This is a genomic window from Marinagarivorans sp., from assembly GCF_982758155.1.
This window is the reverse complement of record NZ_CEXWTU010000126.1, coordinates 1-13,935: the sequence shown is the minus strand read 5'-3', so window position 1 is coordinate 13,935 and position 13,935 is coordinate 1. Positions and strand designations below refer to the sequence as shown.

The 13,935-nt window shown below is 45.2% G+C and carries 11 protein-coding genes; 5 read left to right on the top strand and 6 right to left on the bottom strand.

The window, feature by feature from the left end; genetic code table 11:
• Positions 1-86 precede the first annotated feature (86 nt).
• The gene (locus tag AC3A8L_RS13380; protein ID WP_487962767.1) at positions 87-974 is read right to left on the bottom strand and encodes a LysR family transcriptional regulator; all 888 of its coding nucleotides are present in this window, start codon (positions 972-974) and stop codon (positions 87-89) included.
• A gap of 154 nt (positions 975-1,128) precedes the next feature.
• Between AC3A8L_RS13380 and AC3A8L_RS13375 the strand changes: the two genes are divergently transcribed.
• Positions 1,129-1,641, top strand: a complete 513-nt coding sequence (locus tag AC3A8L_RS13375) for an SRPBCC family protein (protein WP_487962766.1) — start codon at positions 1,129-1,131, stop codon at positions 1,639-1,641.
• A 226-nt stretch (positions 1,642-1,867) separates the two neighbouring features.
• Here AC3A8L_RS13375 and AC3A8L_RS13370 read toward each other — a convergent pair whose 3' ends face one another.
• The 3 genes from AC3A8L_RS13370 to msrA all read right to left on the bottom strand — a co-directional run bounded on the left by AC3A8L_RS13370 (position 1,868) and on the right by msrA (position 3,686).
• Positions 1,868-2,266 carry a hypothetical protein gene (locus AC3A8L_RS13370; RefSeq protein ID WP_487962765.1) on the bottom strand — a complete coding sequence of 133 codons (399 nt, stop codon included), beginning with the start codon at positions 2,264-2,266 and terminating at the stop codon, positions 1,868-1,870.
• 214 nt (positions 2,267-2,480) lie between these two features.
• A complete protein-coding gene (locus AC3A8L_RS13365) occupies positions 2,481-3,017 on the bottom strand; it encodes an NADPH-dependent FMN reductase (RefSeq protein WP_487962764.1) in 537 nt (178 codons plus the stop codon).
• Positions 3,018-3,050: 33 nt separating this feature from the next.
• Complete coding sequence (gene msrA / locus AC3A8L_RS13360; protein WP_487962763.1) at positions 3,051-3,686, bottom strand: peptide-methionine (S)-S-oxide reductase MsrA; 636 nt, start codon at positions 3,684-3,686, stop codon at positions 3,051-3,053.
• Positions 3,687-4,153: 467 nt separating this feature from the next.
• On the opposite strand from msrA, the gene AC3A8L_RS13355 reads away from it, so the two are divergent.
• The 3 genes from AC3A8L_RS13355 (at position 4,154) to AC3A8L_RS13345 (ending at position 6,383) form a co-directional block, all read left to right on the top strand.
• The gene (locus tag AC3A8L_RS13355) at positions 4,154-4,801 is read left to right on the top strand and encodes a flavin reductase family protein (protein WP_487962762.1); all 648 of its coding nucleotides are present in this window, start codon (positions 4,154-4,156) and stop codon (positions 4,799-4,801) included.
• Positions 4,801-5,274 carry an RNase H family protein gene (locus AC3A8L_RS13350; protein WP_487962761.1) on the top strand — a complete coding sequence of 158 codons (474 nt, stop codon included), beginning with the start codon at positions 4,801-4,803 and terminating at the stop codon, positions 5,272-5,274. The genes AC3A8L_RS13355 and AC3A8L_RS13350 overlap by 1 nt, the downstream gene beginning before the upstream one ends.
• A 104-nt stretch (positions 5,275-5,378) precedes the next feature.
• On the top strand, positions 5,379-6,383 hold the full coding sequence (locus AC3A8L_RS13345) for a hypothetical protein (protein WP_487962760.1): 1,005 nt from the start codon (positions 5,379-5,381) through the stop codon (positions 6,381-6,383).
• Between the two features lie 13 nt (positions 6,384-6,396).
• Here AC3A8L_RS13345 and AC3A8L_RS13340 read toward each other — a convergent pair whose 3' ends face one another.
• Positions 6,397-6,939: a hypothetical protein gene (locus AC3A8L_RS13340; RefSeq protein ID WP_487962759.1), complete on the bottom strand. Its 543-nt coding sequence runs from the start codon at positions 6,937-6,939 to the stop codon at positions 6,397-6,399.
• Between the two features lie 288 nt (positions 6,940-7,227).
• On the opposite strand from AC3A8L_RS13340, the gene AC3A8L_RS13335 reads away from it, so the two are divergent.
• Positions 7,228-11,361: a two-component regulator propeller domain-containing protein gene (locus AC3A8L_RS13335; RefSeq protein WP_487962758.1), complete on the top strand. Its 4,134-nt coding sequence runs from the start codon at positions 7,228-7,230 to the stop codon at positions 11,359-11,361.
• Positions 11,362-11,436: 75 nt separating this feature from the next.
• Here the strand turns inward: AC3A8L_RS13335 and AC3A8L_RS13330 are convergent.
• On the bottom strand, positions 11,437-13,935 hold a 2,499-nt coding region (locus AC3A8L_RS13330), incomplete at its 5' end, for an efflux RND transporter permease subunit (RefSeq protein WP_487962757.1).

Below are 13,935 nucleotides of genomic sequence, written 5' to 3'. Positions count from 1 at the left end.
CGAGCGCCTTGCTGAGAAAACAGGCGCCTTCGTCTAATTGGACAAACTATTATTGACTCGCCCCTAATGTTAAGTAAAAGGCTTTTTTATCGGCCATTTTCGCCTTCTATTAATGCCTTACGGCTGTAAACAAAAGCAGTAATTTCTCTTACGAAGGTTTGAATCTTAGCATTGTTGCGTAAATCGGGATGATACAGAATCCATAAGTCGTATTTTGCTTCGCTGGTATAGGGGGGAATTCTGATCAATTGCGGATCGGTATCGCCGACAAAGCAGGGGAGTATCCCAATCCCGAGCCCTTCGCGACATGCAGCGGCTTGAATGCTACCGTTTAGCATTTTATGTTTGGAGTCTAATCGTGGGTATTCGCGCGCGATTTTACCGATAGGTCGGCGTGCTTTATCACTCCAGCCTAGCCAGTTTTGTTGCTCTAACCAGCCGGCTTGATCTAGCTTGGGGGCAAGCGATTGGGTCATATAGCATGCGCGGTGTATGACGGCTAATTTTCGGCCAATTAAATAATCCGGTGGCTCACTACAAATACGAAAAGCAACGTCCGCTTCGCGGTTGGCTAGGTTAAACACTGCGGTTGAATCCATTATTTCGAGTTCTATTTTCGGGTGTTTAGAACAAAACGCTGAAAATCCTTGCATCAATAAATACTGTGCCAGCATGTCAGGCATTGTGACTCTGATTTCGCCAGCGAGGGCGTTGTTTTTCCCGGCGGCTTTTCGCTCTACGTTATTTAAGCTTTCTTCTAAGTGCGCAGCCTCTTTAAATATTTCTTCACCTGCAGTAGTAATTTCATAACCTTTTGCCGAACGTTCAAATAAGCGTTGCCCAATGGATGTTTCAAAGCTTTTTATACGTCGTGATACGGTTGCATGGTTTACATCAAGGCGCACTGCAGCACCGCGAATAGACCCCGCACGGCAAACCGCTAAAAAAAATTTCAAATCGTCCCAGTTCAGCATGCTGTTTCCTGTTCAAGTCATATGTAGTCTAAATGATGCTGAGTTTACCCTGGTGGTGCATATTTGCACCATGGCTTCGCAAATATCGCCCATCACACTTAGCGTTCCAGCGTAATACACTCCTTGTGACTTCAGCGCACTAGAGGATATTAAAATGACCAATCAACTCGCCGCAAGGCAGCATCAGCTTGTATCGACGATCACTATTAATGAAACAACGGAAAAACTTTGGTCCGTAATGCGGGATTTTGACAATGTATTCACTTGGGCGCCGAGCGTAGAAGCGTCATACGGACTTAATGAGAAGCGGTATGAGGTTGGGGCCGGTAGGTATTGTAAGCTGCAGGGCTTTGGCGAGATTGAAGAGTATGTATTAGAGTGGAATGAAGGGCAGGGGTTTGTTTACGACGTGACCCCTTTGGGCCCGCTTCACAATGCGATTAGCCGGTGGAAGATTATTCCGGTGGCTGAGCACATGTGCCAGTTAGAGGTGAGCTTTAGGTACGACATTCGCTTCGGGCCATTAGGCCGATTGATGCATGCGCTTATTATGCGTAAAAAGCTTGAAGGCTCATTACCCGAGACTTTAAGTGCGCTTAAATTACGTGTTGAAACGGGTGAGTTATGCAGGCCCCACGTGCCTGCAGATACAAAGTCTTTAGCTTAAACGATACCCCAGTATGCCCCTATTTTGGTGTTTTTTGCGCGAGGGTTAGGGGCGAGGCAATAATAGTTTGTCCAATTAGGCGAAGATATCGGCTTTCTTATCGAGGCGCTTAAAGGGGCGCATGCCTTGGCATGTAACGCTTTGAGCAACGAAGGTAAGGATGTCGAGATCGAGCATTGGTGGATGAAATATTGTTTCCTCGTCCCTTAAGCCTCGCGTATTGGTTTTACATTGCAGCGGCGCTGGAATAAGCCGAGAATTCAATGGAGATATCAAGTGAGCAGCATAGCGCCATAACGGCAATGGGAATGTTGATAGATTGTGCGCATTGCTCTTGGGTATCGACGGTGCAGCCTATATCAATTATGCATGTCATGCCCATCTCTTTTAGTGCGGCGAAAGGGGCTGCGCTGCTTTCTAAAAACAACCGTATATGGGCTAAATTTTCTTCTGGTTCTAGACTTTCAGAAATCAAAGCGTCAAAACCGGAGTCAATATTGGGGTTGCCAAGTAGGTCGGGCTCACCTTTTGAGTAGGGTTCTGTTGGGATTGAAATGGGGTGCTTTTGGAGGAAGGCCTCCACATCAAAGTCTTTCCCAAATACGCGGAGTACAGAATCTAACATTTTCGCCTCCTAGGCGGTTAAAGGTGTTGGGTGCGTGTGCATAAAGGTCATCCCGTAAATAATACCATGGCTCCGGAAGGCCTGCTTCAGGGCGGTGCTAATGGGTATAAAAAAACCGCCGGGTGGCGGTTTAAGCGTAGCAGCAAAAACTTTAACGGTTAACGTGTATTAATACGCGGTCCCGCTTATGGTGCACGACTAATTACCCCCGCAGCTATAATACCGCTTCAAACTGTGTGATTTTTAGTTTCAATGAGGCGAGTATGGCGTGATCAATAATATTATTTTCTACGGAATCGAAGTTAGTATTGAACAGCGGTAATGCGATACCTTCAATAACCTGTGCTCCAAAGTGGGGCAGTGACTTAAGGGCTTGCGAAAATACATTCGCAGCGCCGCCTTTACCTGGCGATGTTGCTAAGACCAGTACCGGCTTACCTTGGTACACCTTGGTGTCGATTCTCGATAGCCAATCATAAAGATTTTTATACGCGGCGGAATAAGAACCGTTATGTTCGGCAAATGAAATAATAATGCCATCGGCCTCTCCGAGCTTTTTGTAAAACTGCTGGGCCAAAACGGGGCTTCCAAGTTCCTTTTCTTTATCGACGCTAAAAAGGGGCGTTTCATAATCGTTTAAGTCGAGCGACTCAAGCGTCGCATTTGTGACGAGGCTTGCAGCATAATTGGCTAAGCTAGCATTAATTGATGTGGCACTGCTACTAGCACCAAAAGCGATGATTTTACGCATTATAATTATCCTGGTTAAAGTATTTGGTGGTTTCTAAATGTCCAATATCGCGCCACATCCACCTAACCCACAATAGCCATTGGGGTTTTTATCTAAATATTGCTGGTGGTATTCTTCGGCATAATAAAATTCAGTAGTCGCTTTGATCTCGGTTGTGATTACCCCAAAGCCTTTCTCCGCAAGACTCTGCTGGAAAATATCTTGGGTATGCAGGGCCTGTTGTTGCTGCACTTCTGTGTGAGTATATATGCCTGACCGGTACTGAGTGCCCTGATCATTACCTTGGCGCATACCTTGAGTGGGGTTATGGGATTCCCAGAAAACTTTGAGTAATGCGTTGTAGCTAATTTGTGCTGGGTCGTAAATCACCAAGACAACTTCATTATGTCCAGTAGAGCCAGAGCATACCTCCTGATATGTGGGATTAGGGGTATAGCCAGCGCTGTAACCCACCGCTGTAGAGTACACGCCTTTAAGGTTCCAAAATTTGCGCTCGGCGCCCCAAAAGCAGCCTAAGCCAAATAACGCTTTCTCCATATTTGGTGGGAAGGGCTGGTGTAGAGTATTGCCGGTAACCGTATGAATGCCTGAAATATCGATGGGTGTTGAGCGACCTTGTAAAGCATTTTCGGGTTTTATCATTTTGGATTTTTCAGGTTTTAAAAACATATCGTGCCTAGCGGCGAGTTGCCTTGTTGAAGTAATGGTCATTATGCGTTAATAAAGCGCGTGATTAGAAATATTTATACCGCTATACGCAGGCGGAGCACAAGTGGCTTAGTGGTAAGGCAGTAATAGTTTATCCAATTGGGCGATAAGTACAGCTTTCTTACCGAGGCATGTAATGCTTTAGCAACACGGGTAAGTATGTCGACGTCAAGCATCAATGGATGAAATAGTGCTTGCTCGGCCCTAGGGCCTTGGCTGAGCAATTTGTTGGCTACATTCATAGGCCCGAATATAGACCCAAAGCACGGGATAACACACAATACATGCGTTATTCTATTGGCCCACGTCCCGCAGGACACCCTCGTCTTACGGGCAAATTTTTTATTAACTCATAAGCCAGTCAAACAATCGTTATCAAGCCTTTTAGGGGCTGGCTGAGTGTTTTTTATACGTTATTTAGGGTGTTTATGATTATTGATTTTAAAACACTAACGCCGAGTCAGTGTTATTTCGCCATGGTGCAGTCCATTATTCCCCGGCCAATTGCTTGGGTATTAACAGCTAATGGTTCGAACGAAGCCGTTACAGGCAAAGAGGAGGAATACAATCTAGCTCCCTTTTCATTTTTTACCGGTGTTTGCAGCGATCCACCTTTATTAATGTTGTCAGTCGGAAAAAAGCCATCTGGTGATGAGGCTGGTCAAGTTAAAGATACCTGTTTAAATATTCGTGAGCGCCAAAAATTTGTGGTGCACATTGCACAAGCTAATCACTTAGCCGCCGTGAATGGTTCAGCGGCTACCCTTAATCATGGTGCCTCTGAGATTAAAGCCCTGGGCTTGAGTACCGAACCTTTCGAGGGTTTCGAACTGCCTCGCTTGGCGTGCTGCTCCATTGCGGTTGGCTGCAGCTTGTACCGCATTGATGAAATTGGAAATACGCCGCAATCAGTGATTTATGGACAGATAGAGACAATGTTTGTTGATGACAGCATCATCACCCCGAGTGATGAGCGCTTAATTATCGATGGCAAAAAGTTGAATCCACTGGCGCGCTTGGGTGGTAATTTTTATGGCAATATTGGTGATTTACTGCTTGCCGATAGGCCTAAATAGTGGAGTTGGCGCTGTTTGTTGATGGCAGCGTAAATCCCCAGGCCCGCGTGGGTTATGGCGCATGCTTGTGTTTACCTGCATCCGTGTGCATGCAAGCGCCTAATAATTCAGTTAATGATATTCAAATTAGGCGATTCGAGGATACAAGCTCAACGCAGCTTGAACTTGAAACGCTACTGTGGGCACTTGATTTGGTGCCGGCTGATACAGAAATAACCGTATATACCGACTGCCAAAATATTATGAACTTACTGTTACGGCGTCAGCGTTTAGTGGCGAAAGCGTATTGTAATAAAAAAGGCGAGCCTCTTGCACATGCTGCGCTTTATCAGCAGTTTTATCGACACTACGATGCCTTGGCCTTTACCTTGGTAAAGCTGAAGGGGCATAAACCCGCCGTGGATCGCTCGATCCTAGATCAGTGGTTTTCCCGAGTCGACCGCGCTGCAAGGGCTGCTTGCCAGCATGGGTAAGCGGTTTGGCTGCTGCGATGCTGTGGGTGTAATCATGTGTAATGGCATGGGCAAAGGGTTGGGTTTTATAGTGTGGTAAAACTAAGATAACCAAGGATGCTTTTATGCTACAGCCCGCTATTGAAAATTATATTCGCCTAAATACGAATGGCCATACGCTACAAACAACATGTCGGCCGCCACAAACGTTGCGTGAATATGCGACCGACTTCCAGCGTGACTCGGCTTGCGGTGTGTTTAAAAGCCGCTCATCGGATGGCTTAAGTCGAATCGATACTTATGTCTCTATGGCGGTATCCATTCATACTCTCGACCATATTCGCATCGCTTACGTTAGCAAGCTTCTAATCATGGACCTGCACCGCTGGTCTTCGGGGTTTGATCCTACCTCTGGCGTGGCTATCTCCACAAAAAGCCGAACTCGGCGCAATACGGCAGTGAACGCTTTGCTGGCAGGCGCCTATATTTGGTATCGTTATAGTTACGAAGCTTCGAATGCTGAACGCAAAGCTATTGGGCTAATGCAAAAGCAGCAGGATATTCCTTTTTCCTTGTACCAGTATCGCTTTAGTCGTTCGGGTTTTAACTTACACAATGCCCAGGCGCGGTTATATCGCGGCGATACCCGGCCGCCAGCAGCGTTGTGGCAGGTGGGCGGCTTTTATCCCAAAATGGAGGCGGGGCGAGAAAGTCATGATCCGCACCTGGGTAATGGCGCCTCTAATCAAGTTGTTTCCACTACCACCGACCCAGATATTGTTGCCCGCTTTGCGTGGCACAACCGAGCTTATTGCCCGAAACGTTTTTACTATATTCATTATGGCGATACACCTAAGGCAGTTGCGGGGTTTATTTATGAGGTGGCCAAACAAGGGCATCAATGTATCGAGGTGACTGGGGTAACAGCCGGCCGAGAAGTTAGCTTTTTGGCAATACCGAAGCAGTATATTCGGCGTTTTCGGTTGCGTTATTATGCGGGCTCGCAGGCAAGGGTCGTATTGTCAGAGTGGATGTATATGAATGATCAGTCGGTGAAGAATATTCGTATTGCTGAGGATAAAATAGCATGGGAGCGACTGAAAAGGGAGTACCATGCTTTAGCTGTTTAAAAGATATAGTTGTTTAAAAGAAAAAGTCCAGGTCGCCGGCTTGGGCATTGCTATCATCTTCTTTTGCGTTTTCGGCGATGGCGATAGTCTCTTTAAAGGTTTCTAGCGTGATGCCCATTTCCACGGCCTCATCATCTAGCTTATAGAAGAATGGGGCATACTCACATTGATTAATACTTTGGGCTGTATCCTCGCCAAAATCGTGATTTGGAAGGCCTGTCTTAACCCCGCAGTCACGTCTTGCGAGCCTTCTCTTGAGCAGCCCCAACAAGCGGTTCGAAACCTCTAAGGCCCAATCTTCTAATGCACTTTCGTCGATGGTAATGATTTCGTCCTGTACTGGGTAGGTCATTGTTAAAGAGGCAAGTGGCAGGCGTAACGTGAGGAGAAGTTCAAAATCATCGTTGCCGGCATCAATATAGGCCGTTGGAATGTAAGCTGTTTCGACGCAATCGGCAGTCGCAGGTTCTACCGTGCAATTCATGCCCTCAAAGAGCTCGATGCAAGACTCCTCGAATAATGTTCGTATTAAATCGATGGCTGTTTCTACGTTCATCTCATCTTCGCTGTAACTTGAGAGCTAAGGTGTAAAAAATACACCCACCTTCAAAAAATTATAGCTAATGCAGTCGTAATTGCGCGATAAGTTTACGATTAATGTTGTGTTTGAATACCGACAATATATGTGTTTTATCATGTTTTTTAATTGTGGGTGACAAGGTATTGGCGCGTATTGTATTAATGTTCAATACTTTGTTGGTTAGTTCTAGGTACAGCCCTGAAAAGGTTGGTATTGAGCTATACCTAATAAGGATGATGTGTTTTCTTATAAGGTATTGGCTTCATGAATCTGATTTTTATGCCAAAGTTGGCGCGATGGTTATTTGCAATTGTTTTTTTGTGTAGTGTTGGCGGGGCTGCGGCCGCAGACTACCCCAAAAAAATCACTTTTCAGAATGTCATGGCTAACAAAGATATTGCTTTAGGTGAAGTTGAAGCATTACTGCAAGACCATGAAGGTTTTATGTGGTTGGGCGGACGTAATGCCTTACTGCGCTATGATGGTTATGATTTTTTCTCTGTACCTATTGAAACAGGAAAACCTGCACCAGATGATTTTGAATCTGTCAGTCAAGTGGTGGATATTTTTGAGGATAGTCGGCAGGTGTTATGGGTGGCCACTCGAGATGGCTTATTCTTTTACGATAGAAGTCGTGAGGTGTTGATCAAACCGGTACCCGAAGATGGTAATGTCCCTATTGCCTATAATTCTGGCGCAGTAAAAATACTTGAAGCACCTACTTCGGAAATTGTTGTGGCTGGACCCGGTGGATTATTAGTGGTGAACCCTACAACCCTCAATGCGAAAATTTATGGGGCTAAAACGGATGCTAACAGTAATGGTTTAACGAACACCGTTGTTCATGATGTGTATTTAGATAAGGATAATGTTTTTTGGCTGGGAACCGATGCTGGCTTGACCCGCTTTAATTGGGATAATAAAAAATTCACTCACTTTATTCCTTGGCCTGACACGCCTACATCACTACCAGACAATTCAATTTGGGCCATTGATGAGGATCAGAATGGCAAGCTTTGGCTGGGTGTACATAAAGGTATTTATCGCTTTAATAAACGCACACATGAATTTGAACAGCGATATGTTCACGATGAAAAAGACCGGTTTAGTCTTGCTGGCGATATAACGCGAGATATATTTATTGACAGTAATGGCTGGGTTTGGACAGGAAGCGACAAAGGCGGTTTAAGTTTATACGATACCGCGCAAGACCGCTTTTTAAGCTATCAACATGAAACCGGCAAGGCTGCGTCATTAAGTTCAAATTCCATTCGGAAAATTTACGAAGATACAACGGGTGACATTTGGGTTGGCACCTACCCTACAGGGGTTAATTTTTATGATAAGTCAACTGCAGCTATCACGGTTTATAGTAGTGAGGCTGACCCCGAAAAAGGCCTGATGAGTGATGAGGTAGCCGCTATTGTTGAGGATTCCGAAGGCAACTTATGGTTGGGTGGCGGGGGCGTCACTAAATTTGATCGGAAAACGGATACCTTTACTCATTACACACCAGATAATGGTGGGATTAGTAGTACTTCTATTATTTCGGGCCTAATTGATTCGGCTGGCGACATATGGTTCGGCACTTGGGCGGGTAGTTATCATCGGTATAACCCTGACAAAAATAATTTTGAAGAAATGCCTTTTGATGGCAGTTTAGCTCGTGGGGGACACAAGTCATCAAATGTTCTAAATGATAGTGTTGTTTGGGATGTGTATGAAGACAAGCGTAAAAATCTTTGGCTTGCCACGCATAATGGTGGGTTAAGCCTTTATGATCGGAAGGAGGGGAAATATACAATATATGAATCGTCGGAGACAAATGAAGGCTCAATCAGTAATCAGTTGGTATGGACCAGTTTTGAAGATTCACAAGGCCAGTTTTGGGTAGGCACAGCAAGCGGCTTGAATCTTATGGACCGTGACAAAGGTACCTTTAAAAAATATAGCTCTGATGATTCAAATCCAAACAGCTTAGCCAATAACTCTGTGTTGTCCATTTATGAGGATCTGCAGCATCGACTATGGTTTGGTACCGATGCAGGTTTACATTTATACCGCCCCGACACGGATGATTTCGAAGTTTTTAATACTCAAGATGGTTTCGTTGATCATGGCATTCGCAGTATTGTAGGAGACCATATTGGTAACCTTTGGATGGGAACAAATAATGGCGTCGTTATGTTCAGTCCTGATACTAAGGAGGTTCGAAATTATAAAAGTTACAACGGGGAGAAAATTGGAGGCTTTGTTACCGGTTCCGCGATTACCTCTAAGGCGGGTGAAATTATCCTGGGTGGGCGCAATGGTCTACGTATATTTGATGTGAATAAATTGGGTAAAAATACTCATGTTCCTCCTGTTGTACTGACTGATTTTCGTCTTTTCACCAAAACAGTACCGATCAATGGGCCCGATAAGATTTTGAGTCGCGTTGTTAATCAAACGGATTCATTAATATTTGATTACAAAAAAACCATGTTTTCGTTTACTTTTTCGGCATTAAATTATCGCGATCCGGATAAAAATCAATACGCCTATAAACTTGAAGGTTTTGATGAGGACTGGCGCGAAGTTGGAAATCAACGTACTGCGTTATATACCAACCTTAATGCAGGTAAATACACCTTTAAGGTGCGGGCTAGTAATAATGATGGTGTCTGGAATGATGAAGGACATGCGATAAAGATAAAGCAGCTCCCCCCGCCTTGGCGCACATGGTGGGCGCATACTATTTACACCCTGATTGTTCTAGCGATCATTGCGCAGTTTATTCGTTCTCAGCGTAAAAAGCGCAAGCTTATTGAAGAGCAAAACCGTATTCTGGAAGTGCGTGTTTCAGAGCGTACCAGTGAATTAAGAGCCAAAAATAACGACATACAAGCCATGTTGAGCAATATGCGACAAGGGCTCTTTACGGTCGAGGCTAGTGGTGAAATTCATGCGGAATACTCCAAACACCTTGAGACTATATTCGAAACCGAAGAAATTGCGGGTGCTGATGCCATTGAGCTTTTGTTTGGCAAAGCAAAACTGGGCAGTAATTCGTTGGATCAAGCGAAAGAAGCTATTGGCTCTATCATTGGCGAAGATGAAATGAATTACTCTTTCAATGCACACTTATTACCGGAAGAATACGAAGCCGATTTTTCTGGCGGCGGGAAGTTCTTGGCGTTGGATTGGAACCCTATTCTTGATGATGACATCATCGTTAAGTTAATGATTTCTGTGCGCGATGTTACCCAATTAAAACAAATGGAAAGCGAAGCGGCAGCTAAAAAACGTGAACTGGATATTATTAGTCAGTTACTCAATGTTCCGGCCAAAAAATATCTCGCCTTTGCAGAATCAGCTAAAGCCTTTATTAGTGAAAACCGTAGTGAAATTCGTGAAAGCCAAAATTACGATGAAGGCGCGGTGGCCTTGTTGTTCCGTAATATGCATACCATTAAGGGGAATTGTCGAACGTTTGGTTTTACCTTTTTTAGTGATGTAGTACATGAGGTAGAGTCGGTTTACAGTACGTTAAAGGCTTCGAGCGAAAGCCCATGGCAGCCTGAACTATTACTGACGGACTTAGAAGGCGTAGATGCCATACTGGCTGAATATGAGAATGTATATTACACGGTATTAGGACGCGGCAGTAACACGAGTGATTCACGTGACACTGAAGGTTTTTGGGCTGATGCAGAAATTGTTGCGAAAATTCGCGGCTGTATCGACACTCTAAATGAGAAACATCCCAGTTTGCAGGTGGCTGCTGATTTAGCCCCAATTACAAATCTTATTGATAGTGCCATGGCCAACCCTTTACCTAAAGTTCTGGCTGATGTTGTTGATTCACTACCCTCCATTGCGCAGCAGTTAAATAAAGTTCCGCCGCAGGTTAATTTTGTCGGGCAAGAGGTCAATATTAAATATACTGAGGAATCACTATTGGGCAATATCTTTGCTCATATTCTGCGAAATTGCGTAGATCATGGTTTGGAATCTACAGCTGAACGCATAGCAGCGGGTAAAACAGAGCAGGGGGCAATCACACTGAATACTCGGTGTGATGAGCAGTATTTAGTGATTGAGGTTTCAGATGATGGCCGTGGACTTAATGTTGAACGTTTGTATGAAAAGGGTTTGGAATTGGCCTTGTGGAGTGAAGATCAAGTGCCGACTTACGATCAAATATCCGCGTTAATTTTTCATTCCGGCGTATCTACCAAATTAGCCGTAACAGATATTTCTGGCCGTGGTGTAGGAATGGATGCGGTTAAGCAATTTTTGCTGGAACGTAATGGCGATATTAGTTTGAGTATACTTAATGCGCCGGAGAAATTCACAGAAAAAGTATTCTTACCTTTTTCCATTGAGGTGAAACTGCCGGTTAGTGCGTGTTTTTAGCCCTGTAAATAGCAAGGGCGTACCTATGACGCGGCCTATTTCTAGGCCGCTGTTATTGCATTTTAAATCCGCTATTTAGTTTTCCTTTGTATGTGAATTATCATTGAGGTGGAATAAATAATACAACACAGGCAAAACAAAAAGTGTGAGTAGTGTTGAGGATAAAACGCCACCAATGACCACGGTGGCCAGTGGGCGTTGTACTTCAGCACCGGTGCCCGTGTTAAAGGCCATTGGAATAAAGCCTAGGCTGGCCACTAGCGCCGTCATCAAAACGGGGCGAAAACGTGTTAGAGCACCTTCGATAATGGCGCCCGTTAACGTATGTTGTGCGTGCCAAAGCTCACGAATAAAGGCGAGCATGACCAAACCGTTAAGTACCGCGATACCTGATAAAGCGATAAAACCCACGCCGGCCGAAATAGATAACGACATGTCGCGTAGCAATAGCGCAAAAATACCCCCGGTTAGCGCTAGCGGCACACCGCTGAAAATAATGACGGCATCTTTAAACGAGCCAAAAGCCATCATCAACGCGCTAAAGATAATTATGAACGTAATCGGCACAACGAGCATCAATCGTTGGCTGGCTGATTCTAGTTGTTCAAAGGTGCCCCCATACTTAAGCCAGTAACCTGCAGGTAGGGTGACATTATTGGCAATAACCTGTTTTGCTTCTGTTACAAAACCGCCAAGGTCTCGGCCTCGTACATTGGCTGTGACTACGATGCGGCGTTTTCCGTTTTCACGACTAATTTGTGCCGGAGCAGGAGCCATTGTTAGCGTTGCTATTTCGTTTAGCGGAACATAACCTTCACCGCTGAGCGGAACAGGGAGGTATTTCAGGTTATCGATGTCTGTACGTAGATGCTCGGGTAAACGAACGATCAGTTCGAAACGTCTATCGCCTTCGTATAGCAGACCTGCGCTTTCCCCGCCTATAGCAGCCGCGATCCAATTTTGTAAATCTAAAACGGTGAGCCCGTAGCGCCCCAAAGCGGTTAATTTGGGTTCGATTGAGAGCGTAGGTAACCCGGTAACTTGCTCAACGCGCGCATCGGCGACGCCATCTAATTGATTAAGTTGTTCTAAAATGGCGTTGCCGGCGATGACAAGCTGGTCGAGATCGTCACCAAAAACTTTAATTCCTAGATCAGCACGCACGCCGGAAATAAGCTCGTTAAATCGCATTTGTATGGGTTGAGTAAACTCGTAATTATTGCCGGGTAATTCCTTGAGTGACTCTTCTATTTCGACAATAAGCTGAGCTTTCGTTTTTTTAGGGTTTGGCCATTCGTGTTGAGGTTTTAATATAATGAAATTATCGGCCACATTAGGCGGCATTGGGTCGGTAGCAATTTCTGCTGTGCCTAAACGCGCAAATACTCGCTCGACTTCGGGGAATGCTTTAACACGTTTTTCTAGCGCGGTTTGCATGCTAACGGCTTGATCAATGCCTGTTCCTGGAATACGCAGAGCGTGCAAGGCAATATCGCCTTCGTTCAATTGAGGAATAAACTCAGATCCTAGCCGGGTGGTAGAGGCAACACTAATCGCAACGATAAAAAGCGCTGCTGTAATGACTTTGAATGGGTGTTGTAACGCTTTTGTGAGCAAGGGCTTATAAACTGATTTACTGCGTTTAATAACGGCGCTGTCGTGTGCACTGATTTTTTTATTTAAAAATACAGCAACGGCCGCCGGTACGAGTGTGAGAGATAGGACCATGGCGGCTAACATCGCGATAACGACTGTGGCGGCCATGGGGTGAAACATTTTGCCTTCTACGCCCGTTAGGCTGAACAATGGAATATAGACCGCGGTGATAATAGCGATACCAAATAAACTGGGGCGAATAACCTCTTGTGTGGCAAGATAAACGGTCTCAAGCCGCTCTCTGAGTGAGAGTGTTTTTTCTTGTTGTGCTTGCGCTAAGCGTCGGGTGGTGTTTTCTACAATAATGACGGCCCCGTCAACAATTAAGCCGAAATCGAGCGCGCCTAAACTCATTAGGTTGGCCGATACGCCAGTTTGTACCATGCCGGTAATGGTAATAAGCATTACGACAGGAATAACGGCTGCGGTTATTAATGCTGCACGAATATTGCCGAGTAAAAAAAACAACACGACAATCACCAGTAAAGCCCCTTCGAGTAGATTTTTAGTGACGGTGGCCACAGCTTTGTCGACCAGTGTTGTGCGGTCGTAAACGGCTTCGGCATAAACCCCTTGCGGCAATGAAGCTTGCACTTGATTCAATTGCCGGGCTACATTTTTGGCTACTGTGCGAGAATTTTCGCCAATAAGCATCATAGCAGTGCCCAGTACCGTTTCTTTGCCATTTTGAGTGGCGGCGCCCGTGCGGAGTTCTTTACCAATAATAACGTCGGCAATATCGCTGATTTTTATGGGGGTCCCGTTAACGGTTTTGACAGTAACGTTGCCAATGTCACTACTGTTTTTGAGTTGCCCTGGAGAGCGCACTAAGAGTTGTTGCCCGCTGCGCTCAATATAACCAGCGCCGCGATTGACATTGTTTTTTTCGAGGGCTGTGGCCACATCGTGCAGTGAGAG

Bases quoted from the DNA above. Each gene is read 5' to 3' on its own strand.
- AC3A8L_RS13380 (WP_487962767.1), bottom strand. From the start codon at position 974: ATGCTGAACTGGGACGATTTGAAATTTTTTTTAGCGGTTTGCCGTGCG.
- AC3A8L_RS13375 (WP_487962766.1), top strand. From the start codon at position 1,129: ATGACCAATCAACTCGCCGCAAGGCAGCATCAGCTTGTATCGACGATC.
- AC3A8L_RS13370 (WP_487962765.1), bottom strand. From the start codon at position 2,266: ATGTTAGATTCTGTACTCCGCGTATTTGGGAAAGACTTTGATGTGGAG.
- AC3A8L_RS13365 (WP_487962764.1), bottom strand. From the start codon at position 3,017: ATGCGTAAAATCATCGCTTTTGGTGCTAGTAGCAGTGCCACATCAATT.
- msrA (WP_487962763.1), bottom strand. From the start codon at position 3,686: ATGTTTTTAAAACCTGAAAAATCCAAAATGATAAAACCCGAAAATGCT.
- AC3A8L_RS13355 (WP_487962762.1), top strand. From the start codon at position 4,154: ATGATTATTGATTTTAAAACACTAACGCCGAGTCAGTGTTATTTCGCC.
- AC3A8L_RS13345 (WP_487962760.1), top strand. From the start codon at position 5,379: ATGCTACAGCCCGCTATTGAAAATTATATTCGCCTAAATACGAATGGC.
- AC3A8L_RS13340 (WP_487962759.1), bottom strand. From the start codon at position 6,939: ATGAACGTAGAAACAGCCATCGATTTAATACGAACATTATTCGAGGAG.
- AC3A8L_RS13335 (WP_487962758.1), top strand. From the start codon at position 7,228: ATGAATCTGATTTTTATGCCAAAGTTGGCGCGATGGTTATTTGCAATT.